Annotated in this window: 5 protein-coding genes; 4 read left to right on the top strand and 1 reads right to left on the bottom strand. The window is 75.3% G+C overall.

Annotated features, from left to right (window positions below):
* The first annotated feature begins 3 nt into the window (after window positions 1-3).
* The 3 genes from ACFV2S_RS36595 to ACFV2S_RS36585 all read left to right on the top strand — a co-directional run bounded on the left by ACFV2S_RS36595 (window position 4) and on the right by ACFV2S_RS36585 (window position 13,942).
* A complete protein-coding gene (locus ACFV2S_RS36595; protein WP_385570209.1) occupies window positions 4-10,080 on the top strand; it encodes an SDR family NAD(P)-dependent oxidoreductase in 10,077 nt (3,358 codons plus the stop codon).
* Window positions 10,077-13,310: a type I polyketide synthase gene (locus ACFV2S_RS36590; protein WP_385570206.1), complete on the top strand. Its 3,234-nt coding sequence runs from the start codon at window positions 10,077-10,079 to the stop codon at window positions 13,308-13,310. Before ACFV2S_RS36595 ends, ACFV2S_RS36590 begins: the two co-directional genes overlap by 4 nt.
* 86 nt (window positions 13,311-13,396) lie before the next feature.
* Window positions 13,397-13,942, top strand: a complete 546-nt coding sequence (locus ACFV2S_RS36585) for a TetR/AcrR family transcriptional regulator (protein ID WP_383791673.1) — start codon at window positions 13,397-13,399, stop codon at window positions 13,940-13,942.
* Window positions 13,943-13,976: 34 nt separating this feature from the next.
* Here ACFV2S_RS36585 and ACFV2S_RS36580 read toward each other — a convergent pair whose 3' ends face one another.
* Window positions 13,977-14,729, bottom strand: a complete 753-nt coding sequence (locus tag ACFV2S_RS36580; RefSeq protein WP_385570200.1) for a thioesterase II family protein — start codon at window positions 14,727-14,729, stop codon at window positions 13,977-13,979.
* A 458-nt stretch (window positions 14,730-15,187) separates the two neighbouring features.
* On the opposite strand from ACFV2S_RS36580, the gene dhaK reads away from it, so the two are divergent.
* On the top strand, window positions 15,188-16,180 hold the full coding sequence (gene dhaK / locus ACFV2S_RS36575) for a dihydroxyacetone kinase subunit DhaK (RefSeq protein ID WP_383791691.1): 993 nt from the start codon (window positions 15,188-15,190) through the stop codon (window positions 16,178-16,180).
* Window positions 16,181-16,197 lie beyond the last annotated feature (17 nt).

Raw genomic sequence — 16,197 nt, 5'->3', positions numbered from 1 at the left:
GTCATCTGGGACGAGGACCCCACCACCCTCCACCAGACCCAGTACACCCAAGCAGCCCTCTTCACCCTCCAGACCGCACTCCACCGCACCCTGGAAACCCGGGGCATCACCCCCGACGCGCTGATCGGCCACTCCATCGGCGAAATAGCCGCCGCCCACGCCGCCGGCGTCCTCGACCTCGACGACGCCGTCACCCTCGTCGCCACCCGCGGCCGCCTCATGCAAACCGCCCGCAACGACGGCGCCATGCTCGCCGTCCAAGCCACCGAGGACGAGGTCGCGTCCTTCCTTGCCGCGCACGAGGGACGACTGACCGTCGCTGCGCTCAACGGCCCCGACGCGACGGTGCTCTCGGGTGACGAGGACGCCGTCGCCGAGGCCCTCGCGCACTGGACCGGCCTCGGTCGCCGCGCCAAGCGCCTGACGGTCAGCCACGCCTTCCACTCGGCCCACATGGACGAGGTCCTGGAGGAGTTCCGGACCGCGATCAGCGGCCTCACCTTCCACGCCCCGAAGATCCCCGTCATCTCCAACGTCACCGGCCTGCCCGCCACCGGCGACGACCTCACCACCCCCGACTACTGGGCCCGCCACATCCGAGAAGCCGTCCGCTTCCACCCCGGAATCCAGCACCTCGAAGCAGGCGGCACCACCCGCTACCTCGAACTCGGCCCCGACGCCACCCTCACCGCCCTCGCCCAGGACTCCCTCACCCAGCCCGCCGTCCTCGCGCCCACCCTGCGCAAGAACGCCCCCGAGTCCACGACCCTGGCCACGGCGCTCGCCCGTCTCCACACCGCGGGCCACACGCCCACCACCTGGCAGCACCCCACCCCCACCCGCATCCCCGAGGGCCTGCCCACCTACCCCTTCCAGCACGAGCACTACTGGGTCGAGCGGACGAACGCGGCCGGGACCGACGTGCGGTCCGCCGGGCTCGTCTCCGCCGGGCACCCGTTCCTGGGTGCCCTGGTCACGCTCGCCGACAGCGACCAGCTGGTCCTCACCGGCCGGATCTCGCTGCGCACCCACCCCTGGCTCGCCGACCACACCATCGCCGGCACGGTCCTGCTGCCCGGCACGGCCTTCGCCGACCTGGCCCTCCACGCCGCCGGGCTGACGGACACGCCGGTCCTGGAGGACCTCACCCTCGAAGCACCCCTCGTCCTGCGCGAGAAGGGTTCGGTGGAGCTGCAGCTGGTGGTCGACGCGGCGGCCGGGTCCGACCGCCGGGCGTTCACCGTCCACGCGCGCGGCGAGGACGCCGAGTCCTGGACCCGGCACGCCTCCGGCAGCCTGTCCGCGGTCGCGGCCGGCTCCGGGACGGACCGCGCGTCCCTGCCGTGGCCGCCGCCGGGCGAGCAGGCGGACCTGACCGGTCTCTACGAGGAGCTGCACGCCCAGGGCTACGCGTACGGCCCCGCCTTCCAGGGCCTCACGGCGGCCTGGCGCGACGGCGAGGACCTGTACGCCGAGATCGCGCTCCCCGAGGAGACCGACGCCCTCGGTCACCCCGTGCACCCCGCGCTCCTCGACGCCGCGCTCCACCCGCTGCTGCTGGACCTGGTGGGCGGCACCCCGGAGACGGTGCGGCTGCCGTTCAGCTGGTCCGACGTCACGCTGCACGCGACCGGCGCCGGCCGGCTGCGCGTCCGGCTGGCCCGGACCGGAGCCGACACGGTCACGCTGACCGCCGACGACCCCGAGGGCGGTCCCGTCGTCGACGTCGGCGCCCTCCTCATCCGCCCGGCCGACATCGGTGCCGCGACCGCCGCCTCCGGCGACGGCTCGCACGCCCTGTACCGGGTCGACTGGCGGCCCGTGCCCGGCGCCGAGGCCCGTACGGACGACGCGACGGCTGCCGCCGCGCCCCTGCGCGCGGTGGTCGGCCCCGATGTCATCGGCGTCGCCGACGCCCTCGGTGAGGGTGCCGTGCGGTACGCCGACCTCGACGCGCTGGCCGCCGCCGAAGGGCCCCTTCCGGCCGACGTCCTGGTGCCGTTCACGCCGGGACGCCCGCCCCGGGGCACGTACGACCCCGTGGCGATCGCCCGTGAGGCGCCGCACCGGATGCTGGGGCTGATCCAGCGCTGGCTCTCCGACGAGCGGTTCGCCGACTCGCGGATGGTCGTCGTCACCCGCAACGCCATCTCCACCCGCCACGACGAGTCGATCCGGGACCAGAGCCTGGCCGTGTGGGGTCTGGTGCGCTCCGCGCAGACCGAGCACCCGGGCCGCTTCCTGCTGGTCGACGTCGACCGGGACGAGGCCTCGTACCGGTCGCTCGGCAGCGTGCTCGACACGCCCGAGGAGACGCAGCTCGCGCTGCGCCGCGGCACCGTGCTCGCCGCCCGGCTGACGCCGAACGCGCCCGAAGGGCGCCTCGCCGTCCCGGCGGGCGAGGCGAACTGGCGGCTCGGCGCGACGGCCAAGGGCACCCTGGAGAACCTGGCGCTGCTGCCCGCCGAGGCGCCCGACACGCCCCTCGCCCCGGGGCAGGTGCGGGTCGAGGTGCGAGCCGCGGGCCTGAACTTCCGCGACGTCCTGATCACCCTCGGCCAGTACCCGGGCGAGGCGCCGATCGCCAGCGAGGGCGCCGGATACGTCCTGGAGACCGGCCCCGGCGTCGTCGGCCTCGCGCCCGGCGACCGGGTGATGGGCCTGTTCACCGAGGGCGCGGCCGGACCGGTCGCGGTCACCGACCACCGGCTGCTCTCCCGGGTGCCGGCCGGCTGGTCGTTCACCCAGGCCGCCGCGACGCCGGTGGTGTTCCTGACCGCCCTGTACGCGCTGACCGACCTGGCCGACGCCCGCGCCGGGCAGACGGCGCTGATCCACGCCGCCGCGGGCGGTGTCGGCATGGCCGCGACGCAGATCGCCCGTGCCCTGGGCCTGGAGGTCTACGGCACGGCCTCGCCCGGCAAGTGGGACGCGCTGCGTTTCCAGGGCTTCGACGACGCCCACCTGGCGAACTCCCGCACCCTCGACTTCGAGCGGGAGGTCCTGGCCGCCACGGAGGGCCGTGGCGTGGACGTGGTCCTCGACGCGCTCGTCGGCGAGTACGTCGACGCGTCGCTGCGGCTCCTGCCGCGCGGCGGCCGGTTCGTCGAGATGGGCAAGGCCGACATCCGCGACCCCGAGCAGGTGGCCGAGGCGCACCCCGGTGTGGTCTACCGCTCGTTCGACCTCATGGAGGCCGGTCCCGACCGGATCCGGGAGATGCTGGCCGAGCTGCTCTCACTGTTCGAGACGGGCCGGCTCGGACCACTTCCGGTGGAGGCCTGGGACGTGCGGCGGGCCCGGGACGCCTTCCGGCACCTCGGGCAGGCCCGGCACACGGGCAAGGTGGTCCTGACCCTCCCGCGCGCCCTGGACGCCGACGGCACGGCCCTCGTGACCGGTGCCACCGGCACCCTCGGGCGGCTCGTCGCCCGTCACCTGGCCACCCGGCACGGGGTCCGGCACCTGCTCCTGACCAGTCGGCGCGGTCCCGGGGCTCCGGGCGCCGACGCGCTGGTCGCCGAGCTCGCGGAGCTCGGCGCCCGGGCCACCGTCGTCGCCTGCGACACGGGCGACGCGGCGTCGGTGCGGCGGCTGTTCGCGTCGGTCGACCCGGCGCACCCGCTGACCGCCGTCGTGCACACGGCCGGTGTGCTCGACGACGGCACGATCGAGTCGATGACGCCGGAGCGGCTCGACGTCGTGGCGCGCTCCAAGCAGGACGCGGCCTGGCTGATCACGAACGAGATCCACGACCTGGACCTGTCCGCGTACGTGATGTTCTCGTCGTTCGCCGGGGTCATCGGCAACGCCGGGCAGTCCAACTACGCGGCCACCAACTCCTTCATGGACGGCCTCGCCGCCTACCACCGCTCCAACGGACTGCCGGGCGTCTCGCTCGCCTGGGGTCTGTGGGGCGCGGAGGGGTCGGCGGACGGCGGCGGCATGGCCGGTGCCCTCGACGCGGGCGACCTGGCCCGGCTCGCGGGCGCGGGGCTCGCGCCGATCGACCCCGAGCAGGGCCTGGCGCTGTTCGACGAGGCGCTGACCACGGACGAGCCGCTGCTCGTCCCGCTGCGGCTCGACGCGTCCGCGCTGCGGGCCCGCGCCGAGGCGGGCGGCCTGCCTCCGCTGCTGCGCGGTCTGGTGCGCTCGCGCACCCGGCGCGCCGCGGCGGGGCGTACGGCCCCGACGGGTGCCGGCTCGCTCGCGGAGCGGCTCGCGGCCGTCGACGCGGCCGAGCGCGACCGGCAGCTCCTCGCGCTGGTGCGGGCCGAGGCGGCGGCGGTGCTCGGGCACGGCGCCGGAGACACCCTCGCCCCGGAGCGGGCGTTCAAGGACGTCGGCTTCGACTCGCTGACGGCGGTCGAGCTGCGCAACCGGCTCAACGCGGCCACCGGCCTGCGGCTGCCGTCGTCGCTGGTCTTCGACCACCCGACGCCGGCCGCCCTCGCGGCGCACCTGCGCACCGGTCTGTTCGGCGACGCCGAGCCGGCCACCGCTCCGGCCGCCCGGCGCGCGACGCCGGCCGCGGTCGCGGCCGACGACGACCCGATCGCCATCGTCGGGATGGCCTGCCGCTACGCGGGCGGTGTCGCCTCGCCCGAGGACCTGTGGCGGCTCGTGCTGTCCGGTACGGACGCGGTGACCGCGTTCCCCGAGGACCGCGGCTGGGACACGGAGGCGCTGTACGACCCCGATCCGACCCGGTCCGGCACCTCGTACACGCGGCACGGCGCGTTCCTCACCGGCGCCGACCGTTTCGACGCGGCCTTCTTCGGGATCAACCCGCGCGAGGCGACGGCCATGGACCCGCAGCAGCGGCTCCTCCTGGAGACGGCGTGGGAGGCCGTGGAGCGGGCCGGGATCGACCCGACGGCGCTGCGGGGCAGTGACACGGGCGTGTTCGCGGGCGTCGTCGCCGGCGACTACGTGACCCGGCTCGGGACGGCGCCGGAGGCGGTCGAGGGCTATCTGGCGACCGGCACCACGGCGAGCGTGGCCTCCGGCCGCATCGCCTACTCCTTCGGTCTCGAGGGCCCCGCGGTCTCCGTGGACACGGCGTGCTCGTCGTCGCTGGTGGCGCTGCACCTGGCCGCGCAGTCGCTGCGGCAGGGCGAGTGCTCCCTGGCCCTGGCGGGCGGCGCGACCGTCCTCGCGGGCCCGACGAGCTTCGTCGAGTTCAGCCGCCAGCGGGCGCTGTCGCCCGACGGTCACGCCAAGGCCTTCTCGGACGCGGCGGACGGCACCGGCTGGGGCGAGGGCGCGGGTCTGCTGCTCCTGGAGCGGCTGTCCGACGCGCGCCGCAACGGCCATCCGGTCCTCGCCCTGGTGCGGGGCACGGCCACCAACCAGGACGGCGCGAGCAACGGCCTGTCCGCGCCGAACGGTCCCTCGCAGGAGCGGGTGATCCGTCAGGCCCTGGCGAACGCGCGCCTGACCGCCGACCAGGTCGACGCCGTCGAGGCGCACGGCACCGGCACCCGGCTCGGCGACCCGATCGAGGCGCAGGCCCTGATCAACACGTACGGAAGCGAGCGCGACGCCGAACACCCCCTCTGGCTAGGCTCGTTGAAGTCCAACATCGGCCACACGATGGCGGCGGCCGGTGTCGGCGGCGTCATCAAGATGGTGATGGCGATGCGGAACGGCCGGCTGCCGAAGACGCTCCACGTCGAGCGGCCGACGACGCACGTCGACTGGTCGGACGGCACCGTGCGCCTGCTCACCGAGGAACAGGCGTGGCACACGACGGGCGACGAGCCGCGCCGGGCGGGCGTCTCCTCCTTCGGCATCAGCGGCACCAACGCCCACGTCATCATCGAGCAGGCACCGGAAGAGACCGACACGACTCCCCAAGAAGAACTCCCCCACCTGCCCTGGCTGTTGTCCGCCAAGAGCGAGCAGGCCCTGCGCGAACAGGCCCGCCTGCTCCACACCTACACCACGGAACACCCCGAGACCCCCGCCTCACAGGTCGCCGCCACCCTCGCCGCCCGCACCCGCTTCGACCACCGCGCCGTCATCACGGCCGACGACCACGAGACACTGCTCACCGCCCTCGACGCCCTCGCCGCGGGCAGGGAGGTGCCCGGCCTGGTGACGGGCACGACGGTGGGCCACGAGCCCGGCCGCGCCGTGTTCGTCTTCCCCGGCCAGGGCAGCCAGTGGCTCGCCATGGGCCGCGCCCTGATGCGGGACAGCGAGGACTTCGCCGGTTACGTGCGGGAGTGCGCCGACGCGCTCGCCCCGCACACGGACTGGGACCTGACGGCGGTCCTCGCGGGCGACCCCGACGCCGCCCCGCTCGACCGGGTCGACGTCGTACAGCCCGCGCTGTTCGCGATGATGGTCTCGCTCGCCCGGCTCTGGCGCCGTCACGGCGTCGAGCCCGCCGCGGTCATCGGCCACTCCCAGGGGGAGATCGCCGCCGCATACCTGGCGGGCGCCCTCACGCTCGCCGACGCCGCCCGGATCGCCGCGCTGCGCAGCCGGGCCATCACCCGGCTCGCGGGCACCGGCGGCATGCTGTCGGTGCAGCTGCCCGCCGGCGTCGTACGGGAGCGGCTGATCGACGACACGTACGTCGCCGCCGTCAACGGCCCCGCCCTCACGGTCGTCTCGGGTGCCCCCCAGGCCCTGGAGACGCTCAAGGAGACGTTCACCGGCGAGGGCGTCCGGGCCAGGATGATCCCCGTCGACTACGCCTCGCACTCCCCGCACGTCGACGCGCTCCGCGACGAGCTGCGTGAGCTGCTCGCCGGGATCGAACCCCGCGCCACGGACGTGCCGTTCTGGTCCACGGTCACGCGCGGCCCGCTCGCGGGCACCGAGCTCACCGTCGACTACTGGGTGCGCAACCTGCGCGAGCCGGTGCTCTTCGAGGAGACCGTGCGCGGGCTGCTCGCCGCCGGGCACACCACCTTCATCGAGGCCAGCGCGCACCCCGTGCTCGTGCCCGCGATCCAGGACACGGCGGAGGAGGCGGGCGCCGCGGCGGCCGCGCTCGGCACGCTCCGCCGTGACCAGGGCGGCCTCGACCGCTTCGGCACCTCGCTGGCCGAGGCGCACGTCACCGGCACCTCGCCCGCGGCATGGCGGCCCTCGCTGCCGCCCGCGGACCCGGCGGGGCCGCCCACGTACCCGTTCCAGCGGCAGCGCTACTGGCTGGAGGGCACCGGCGGGGCCGTCGACGCGGACGGCCTCGGCCTCGACACGGCCGGGCATCCGCTGCTCGGCGCGAGCGTCCCGCTCGCCGACTCCGGCCAGGTCGTGTTCACCGGCCGGGTCTCGCTGCGGACCCACCCCTGGCTCGCCGAGCACGCGGTGGAGGGCACGGCGCTGCTGCCGGGCACCGGCTTCCTCGACCTGGCGCTGCACGCGGCGGACCGCACCGGCGCGGACGGCGTCGAGGACCTCACTCTGGAAGCCCCGCTGACCCTCGCCGAACAGGGCGCGACGGTGCTCCAGGTGACGGTCGGCGCACCGGACGAGGCGGGCCGCAGGGCGCTGGGCGTCCACTCCCGGACGGGCGACGACGCGGACTGGCTCCGGCACGCGACCGGCCTGCTCGGCGCCGCCCCGGCCACCGGCCCGGCCGACGGCGCCTCCGCCGGGCAGCCGGTCTGGCCGCCGGCCGGGGAGCCGGTCGACCTCGGCGACGCGTACGGCGAGCTGCTCGCCCGCGGCTACGCGTACGGGCCGCTGTTCCAGGGCCTCACCGCGCTCTGGCGCGACGGCGACGACCTGTACGCCGAGGTGTCGCTGCCCGAGGACACCGCCACCGCCGGCCACTCCCTCCACCCGGCGCTGCTCGACGCCGCGCTGCACCCGCTGGCGCTCGCGCCGGCCGGCCGGGACGGCTCCGGGGACTCCGCGGAGATCCTGCTGCCGTTCTCCTTCGGCGGCGTACGGCTGCACCGCACCGGCGCGAAGGCGCTGCGGGTGCGGCTGACCAGGACCGGCGAAAGCTCCGTCGCCCTGCGGCTCACCGACACGGACGGCGCACCCGTCGCCGAGGTCGAGACGCTGGCCCTGCGTCCGCTGCCGGCCGCCGAGCTGGCCGCGCTCCGCTCGGGCGGCGCTGCGGACCTCCCGCTGTACACGGTCGACTGGACGACCGCCGCCGCGCCCACCGCACCGGCCGTGGGCACGTGGGCGGTGCTCGGGAAGCACGGCGACGCGTTCGCCGCGGCGCTCGGCGACGCGCCCGTGTTCGCCGACGCGACCGAGCTCCGCGCGGCCGTGGCCGACGGCTCGCTGCGCCTGCCGGACACCGTCCTCGCCGTCCTTCCGGCGGCCGAGGAGCCCCCGGGCGTGACCGGCACCCTCGCGACGGGGGCCGGTGTCCGGGCCGTGCTCGACCCGCTGCTCGCGCTGCTGCGCGACTGGCAGGCCGACGAGCACCTCGCCGCCGGACGCCTCCTGGTGGCGGCGCGCGGCGCGGTCGCGGCACGGGACGGCGACACCGTCGACCCGGTGGCCGCCGCCGCGTGGGGGCTGCTGCGCACCGCGCGGAGCGAGAACCCGGACCGGATCGCGCTGGTGGACCACGACGGCACGGACGCCTCCCTGCGCGCCCTGGCCTCGGGAACCGGTCCCGCCGAGAGCGAACTCGCCCTGCGCGAGGGCACCTGGTACGCGCCCCGGCTGGCCGCGCTGCCGGACACGTCGGCGCCCGACGCGGGAGCCGCGGCCCGGCCGTGGGACCCGGCCGGCACCGTCCTGGTCACCGGCGGCACCGGCACCCTCGGCGGGCTCGTCGCCCGCCGGCTCGTCACCGGGCACGGCGTCCGGCATCTGCTGCTCACCGGCCGGCGGGGACCCGCCGCCCCGGGTGCCGCGGAACTCGCCGCCGAACTCACCGCGCTGGGCGCCGAGGTCCGGATCGAGGCCTGCGACGCGGGCGACCGCGACGCGCTGGCCGCGCTGCTCGCCGGGATCCCCGCGGACCGCCCGCTCACGGCGGTCGTGCACGCGGCGGGCGTCCTGGACGACGGCGTCCTGCCGTCGCTGACCCCGGAGCGGCTCGACACGGTGCTCTCCGCCAAGGCGGACGCGGCCCTGCACCTGCACGACCTCACCCGCGAGCTGCCGCTCGCCGCGTTCGTCCTGTTCTCCTCGCTCGCGGGCGTGGTGGGCAACGCGGGACAGGGCAACTACGCCGCCGCCAACGCCCTGCTGGACGGTCTGGCCGTACGCCGCCGGGCCCTCGGCCTCCCGGCGCTGTCGCTGGCCTGGGGTCTGTGGGCCGACGGCAGCGCGCTGACGGGTCACCTCGACGGGCGGGAACGCGACCGGCTCGGCCGCGACGGCGTCGAACCCCTGGCGGCCGAGGACGGGCTCGCCCTCCTCGACCGCGCCCTGGCCGGCGCGCCGGCCGCCGTCGTCGCCGCGCGGCTGGACCGCGCCGGACTCCGGCGCCGCGCCGGGGCCGGACTCCTGCCGGCGCTGTTCCGCGGACTCGTACCGGCGCCCGCGCGCCGCGCCGCCGCCGCGACCCCGTCGGGCTCCCTGGCCGAGCGCCTCGGCCAGGTGCCGGAGAAGGACCGGGAGCGCCTGGTCCTCGACCTGGTGCGGGAGACCGCCGCGCTCGTCCTCGGCCACAGCGACACCGGCCTCATCGACGACGAGCACTCGTTCAAGGAGCTCGGCTTCGACTCCCTGACGGCGGTGGAGTTCCGCAACCGGCTGAGCGCCGCCACCGGGCTGCGGCTGCCCGCGACCGTGGTCTTCGACCACCCGTCGCCGGCCGCGCTGGCCACGCTGCTGCGCACCCGGGCGGAGGAGGCCGCGGCGAAGGCCTCGGACGCTTCCGGCACGGACGCGGCCGCCGGCTCCGGCCCGCTCGCCGGGCTCGACGCCCTGGAGAAGGCGCTCGCCCTCACGCCGGAGACGGACACCGACACCCGTACGGAGGTCGGCAGGCGACTGCGGGAGCTGCTCGACGGCCTTGAGGCCTCGGCGGCGGCCCCGACGGCGGGCCCCGAGGACGTGGCCGGCCGGATCAAGTCCGCCTCGACGAGCGACCTCCTCGATCTCATCGACAGCGAATTCGGCAGGAAGGCCCGGTCGAAGTGACGACGACGCCGACGACAGACGGCACCACGGGGGCGGGCTCCGCCGCCGAGCCCGCCTCCCAGGAGGAGCGGCTGGTCGAGTACCTCAAGTGGATGACCGCCGAACTGCACGAGACGCGGCAGAAGCTCGCCGAGGCCGAGTCCGCGGCCCGGGAGCCGATCGCCGTGGTCGGCATCGGCTGCCGCTACCCCGGCGGCGTGCGCGGCCCCGAGGACCTCTGGCGGGTCGTGGACTCCGGCACCGACGCCATCGGCGGCTTCCCGGACGACCGCGGCTGGGACCTCGACGCGCTGTACGACGCGGACCCGGACCGCTCGGGCACCTCGTACACCCGCAACGGCGGCTTCCTGCCGGACGCCACCGAGTTCGACGCGGGCTTCTTCGGGCTCGGCCCGCGCGAGGCGCTGGCCACCGACCCGCAGCACCGGCAGCTCCTGGAGACCGCGTGGGAGGCGCTGGAACAGGCCGGTCTCGACCCGCGCGAGCTGCGGGGCAGCCGGACGGCGGTCTTCGCGGGCCTTATGTACAGCGACTACGCGGCTCGGCTCCCCCGCATCCCGCAGGAGGTGGAGGGCTTCATCGGCAACGGCACCGCACCGTCGGTCGCCACCGGCCGCATCTCGTACACCTTCGGCTTCGAGGGCCCGTCCGTCACCGTCGACACCGCCTGCTCCTCGTCCCTGGTCGCCCTCCACCTGGCGGTCCAGGCGCTGCGCCAGGGCGAGTGCTCGCTCGCCCTGGCGGGCGGCGCGACGGTGCTGTCGACGCCCGGGCTCTTCACCGAGTTCAGCCGGCAGCGGGGCCTGTCCGCCGACGGCCGCTGCAAGTCCTTCGCGGCCGGCGCCGACGGCACCGGGTTCGGCGAGGGCGCGGCCCTGGTCGTCCTGGAGCGGCTGTCCGACGCCCGCCGCAACGGCCACGAGGTCCTCGCCGTCATCCGCGGCAGCGCCGTCAACCAGGACGGGGCGAGCAACGGGCTCACCGCCCCCAACGGGCCGGCCCAGGAGGCGGTGATCCGGCAGGCCCTCGACAACGCCCGACTGGCCCCCGCCGACATCGACGCCGTCGAGGCGCACGGCACCGGCACGACGCTCGGCGACCCCATCGAGGCCCAGGCCCTCATCAACGCCTACGGGCAGGAGCGGGCGGACGACCGGCCGCTGTGGCTGGGCGCGCTCAAGTCGAACATCGGACACACCCAGGCGGCGGCCGGTGTGGGCGGCGTCATCAAGATGGTGATGGCCCTGCGCAACGGCGTGCTGCCCCGCACGCTGCACGCGGACGAGCCGACCCCCCACGTGGACTGGTCGGACGGCACGGTCCGGCTGCTGTCCGCGCCCCGTCCGTGGCCGGCCGAGGAGGGCCGGCCCCGGCGGGCCGGCGTCTCCTCCTTCGGGATCAGCGGCACCAACGCGCATCTGATCCTGGAGGAGGCACCGGAGGAACCGTCCGACGAGACCTCGGGAGCGGAGGGCGGCACCGGGCTCCCGCTGGTCGCCTGGCCACTGTCCGGGCGCGGCTCGGGGGCCCCGGCCGCCCAGGCACGGCGGCTGCTCGACCATCTGACGGAGCACCCCGGGGCGTCCGCCTCCGAGGTGGCGCGGGCCCTGGCCGCCCGGCCGGCCCTGGAGGACCGGGCCGTCGTGCTCGGCGAGGACCGCGAGGCCCTGCTGCGCGGCCTGGAGGACCTGGCGTCCGGCGGCCGGTCCCCGGCCGTCGTCCGGGGCAGGACCGAGCGCCGTGCGGGCACCGCGTTCCTCTTCACCGGCCAGGGCAGCCAACGCCTCGGCATGGGCCGCGAGCTGTACGGCTCCCACCCGGTGTTCGCCGCCGCCTTCGACGAGGTGTGCGGGCTGTTCGACCGTCACCTGGACCGGCCCCTGCGGGACGTCGTGTTCGCGGCGCCCCGCACGCCCGAGGCGGCGCTGCTCGACCGCACGCGGTACGCGCAGGCAGCCCTGTTCGCGCTGGAGACGGCCCTGTTCCGGGTGATGGAGCACCACGGTCTGGTGCCGGACTTCGTCATCGGGCACTCGGTGGGCGAACTGGCCGCCGCGTACGCGGCGGGCGTGCTGACCCTGGAGGACGGGGTGGCGCTCGTGGCCGTCCGCGGCCGGCTCATGGAGTCGGCGCGCGGCGACGGTGCCATGGTGTCGCTCCAGGCCTCCGCCGAGGAGGTCGAGGCCTACCTGGCGGAGGGCGCGGAAGACTCGGAGGGCGCGGAAGACTCGGAGGGCGCGCGGGGCTTCGTGGGCCGGCTGTCGATCGCGGCGGTCAACGGGCCCCGTTCGGTGGTCGTCTCGGGCGACGCCGACGCGGCCGCCGAGGCCACGGCGCACTGGCGGGCCCAGGGCCGCAAGACCAAGCGGCTGCGGGTGAGCCACGCGTTCCACTCGCACCACATGGACGGCATCCTGGAGGAGTTCCGCCGGGCGGTGGCGAAGCTGTCCTTCGCGCCGCCGGTGATCCCCCTGGTCTCCAACCTGACCGGCAGGCCGGCGAGCGCCGGGGAACTGGCCGACCCCGACTACTGGGTGCGGCACGTCCGCGAGGCGGTCCGCTTCCACCCGGGCGTCCGGCACCTGGAGGACGAGGGGGTCCGGCTGTACCTGGAGCTCGGCCCGGACGGTGTCCTCGCGGCGCTCACCGCGCAGAGCCTGCGCAAGGAACCGCCGGTCCTGGTCCCGGCGCTGCGCGGAGACCGGCCCGAGACGCGGACGCTGCTCTCGGCGCTCGGCCTGGCCTGGGCGCACGGCCGCGCGGTGAGCTGGGCCGCGCTCGCCCCGGCGGGCGGACGGGTGCCCCTTCCCCCGTACGCCTTCCAGCGGCGTCCCTACTGGCTGCACGCCCCGGCCGTACGACCGGCCGAGGAACCGGCGGCCCACTCGACCCCGGCGCGGGACGGCGACTCCGACCTCGTCGATGCCCCTGGAGGCCCCGTCCCGCGCCGGAATCTCATCGGGCTCGCGCCCGAGGAACGGGAGGCGGAGCTCCTGGAGCTCGTGCTGTCCTCGGCGGCGTCCGTGCTCGGGCACGACACCGTCGCCGAGATCGCTCCGGACGCCACGTTCCTGGAGGCGGGGTTCACCTCGTTCACCGGGCTTGAGCTGCGGAATCTGCTGGCGGAGGGGACGGGGCTCGAGCTGGCGGCGACGCTCGCCTTCGACCACCCGACGCCCGCGGAGCTGGCAGCCCGGCTGAGCAGGGAGATCGGCGGAGAGGCAGGGTAGAATCGGGGCTATACCCCGTTTATGGTGCCGCCGCCGTCGCTACGGCGGCGGCACCGTTCGAGCACGGCTGAGGAGAAGACAGCACGATGCGCGCAGACGCCCGCCGCAACTACGAGCGGCTCCTGGCCGAGGCAAGCAAGGCCTTCGACACCCACGGCATCCACACCTCGCTCGACGACATCGCCAAGCAGGCGGGGCTGGGCAACGCGACGCTGTACCGCCACTTCCCCACGCGGGAGGCGCTGCTGGAGACGATGCTCAGGGAGAGCCTCTCCGAACTCGGCGACACCGCACGGGAACTGCTGGTCACGCAGCCGGCCGGAGAGGCCCTCGCGACCTGGGTCCGGGCGGCCGTGGCGCACGCCACGACCTACCGGGGGCTCGTGACCATGCTGATGGACAGCCTCAAGGACGAGACCTCCGAGCTCAACAACGCCTGTACGTCCATGCAGTCGTCCGGGCAGCAGCTCCTGGAGCGGGCGCAGCGGACCGGTGAGGTGCGGGACGACATCTCGGCGGCCCAGCTGTTCGCGCTGATCGCCGCGGCGGCCTGGACGCGCGAGCACGCCCCCGACGAGGCCGATCCGGTCCTGACGGTCATGATCGACGGCCTCTGGCCACCGCGACGCTGACGGCTCCGCCCGAACGACGACGTGCGCCGGCCCCCTAGGGCCTGGTGAGCCTGCCCGTGATCAGGGCGACCAGCTCTTCGGTGCGGTCCGCCAGATAGAAGTGCCCGCCGCCGGGCACGACGGTGCAGCCGAACTCCCCCGTCGTGTGGGCCTGCCAGGCCCGGGCCTCCTCCTCGGTCACCCGCGGGTCCCGGTCGCCGAGGATCACCTCGACGGGCAGCCGGACGGCGGCGTCCGGCTCCGGGCGGTAGGTCTCGATGGCCCGGTAGTCGGCGCGCAGCGGCGGCAGGACGAGCTCCCGCATCTCCGGGTCGGCGAGCAGCTCCGCCGAGACCCCGCTGAGCCGCGCCGTCTCGGCGATCAGCGCGTCGTCGTCGAGCAGGTGGAAGGCCTCGGCCCGGTGCGTGGAGGGCGCGCGCCGTCCGGAGGCGAACAGCAGCCGGGGCTCGCTCAGCCGCGCCGCCTCGAAGGCGACGGCGGCTCCCATGCTGTGTCCGAAGTACGCCGGCCGGCGATCCGCCCAGGGCCTCAGGGCGGCGACAGCCGCGACCGCGATCTCCCGCACGTCGTTCATCGGGGCCTCGCTCCTGCGGTCGAGGCGTCCCGGGTACTGCACGGCCAGCACCTCGATCCCCGCGGGGGCCAACAGCCCCGAGAGACCGTGAAAGTACGCGGCCGACCCGCCCGCGTGCGGAAAGCAGACCAGCGGGGTCCGCTCCGGCTCACCCGCCGCGGGCGGATGGAACCGCCTGATCCACACGTCGCTGTCGACCGTGAGCCCCGTCATGCCTGCACTCCTCGCATCGGTTCCGCTGTGAACGCGTCATCGTCGCCCACCCTCCTTAAGCCGCGATTACGCCCCGGTGGCCTCCCCTCCTCCCACACTCCTCCTCCTGGTGCCGTGACCGGGAAGGTCTGCCGGGTCGGGTGGTTCAGGCTGCGGCGGGGAGTGGTCCGCCGCCCCAGCGGAGGCCTTCAGCGCGGTCCACCCGGCGGCCGCGACGCACCGGTGCGCGACCGCACCTCCCAGGCGGATGATTGCGCCATCATGCACGAGTACGAAGAGCACCTCGCCCAGACCAGCTTGACGGGTGGTCAGGAAAGTCGGCGGCAAGTCGGCATCAGTACCGCTCGGGACCGCCCCCGGGCGCCGCGAACGGCCCATAACAAGAACCGACATCACCCCCTCTGACCTGCGAAAAGCCTGCTCAGTCACATGCCTGCCAGTCTCACCAGGAGGTATCCGTGAGGATGCTGATCAACGTTCCCGAGACCGTCGTCGCCGATGCGCTGCGGGGGATGGCCGCGGCGCATCCCGAGCTGACCGTGGATGTCGAGCGGCGCGTCGTGGTGCGGCGGGACGCGCCCGTGGCCGGGAAGGTGGCGCTGGTGTCCGGCGGCGGGTCCGGGCACGAACCCCTGCACGGGGGGTTCGTGGGGTACGGGATGCTCGCGGCCGCGTGCCCCGGGGAGGTCTTCACCTCACCCGTGCCCGATCAGATGGTGCGGGCCGCGGCCGCCGTCGACAGCGGCGCCGGGGTGCTCTTCGTCGTCAAGAACTACACCGGCGACGTACTGAACTTCGAGATGGCCGCGGAGCTCGCCGAGGACGAGGGCATCCAGGTCGCCAAGGTCCTCGTCGACGACGACGTCGCGGTGACGGACAGTCTGTACACGGCGGGCCGGCGCGGCACCGGGGGCACGCTGTTCGTGGAGAAGATCGCGGGCGCCGCCGCCGAGGAGGGCGCCCCGCTGGAGCGCGTGGAGTCGATCGCCCGCCGGGTCGACGAGCGGTCCCGGTCCTTCGGGGTGGCCCTGAGCGCCTGCACGACCCCCGCCAAGGGCAGTCCGACCTTCGATCTCCCCGAGGGGGAGCTGGAGTTGGGCATCGGCATCCACGGCGAACCGGGCCGGGAGCGGCGGCCCATGATGACCTCGCGCGAGATCGCGGACTTCGCCGTGGACGCCGTCGTCGAGGACCTGCGGCCGTCCGGGCCGGTCATCGCCCTGGTGAACGGCATGGGCGCCACGCCCCTCCTGGAGCTGTACGGCTTCAACGCCGAGGTGCAGCGGGTGCTCGCCGAGCGGCGGGTGCCGGTGGCCAGGACACTGGTCGGGAACTACGTGACCTCGCTCGACATGGCCGGGTGCTCGGTGACCCTGTGCGAGGTCGACGAGGAGCTGCTGCGTCTGTGGGACGCTCCGGTGCAGACGCCCGCGCTGCGCTGGGGCCGGTGAGACGGGATCGGGCATGG

The organism is Streptomyces sp. NPDC059695 (assembly GCF_042733785.1).
In the GTDB taxonomy this organism is placed as follows: domain Bacteria; phylum Actinomycetota; class Actinomycetes; order Streptomycetales; family Streptomycetaceae; genus Streptomyces.
This window is presented reverse-complemented; position numbering and strand designations above follow the sequence as displayed.

What these genes read in the sequence shown, in the direction of transcription:
- ACFV2S_RS36585 (WP_383791673.1), top strand. Translation starts at nt 13,397, where the DNA reads ATGCGCGCAGACGCCCGCCGCAACTACGAGCGGCTCCTGGCCGAGGCA.
- ACFV2S_RS36580 (WP_385570200.1), bottom strand. Translation starts at nt 14,729, where the DNA reads ATGACGGGGCTCACGGTCGACAGCGACGTGTGGATCAGGCGGTTCCAT.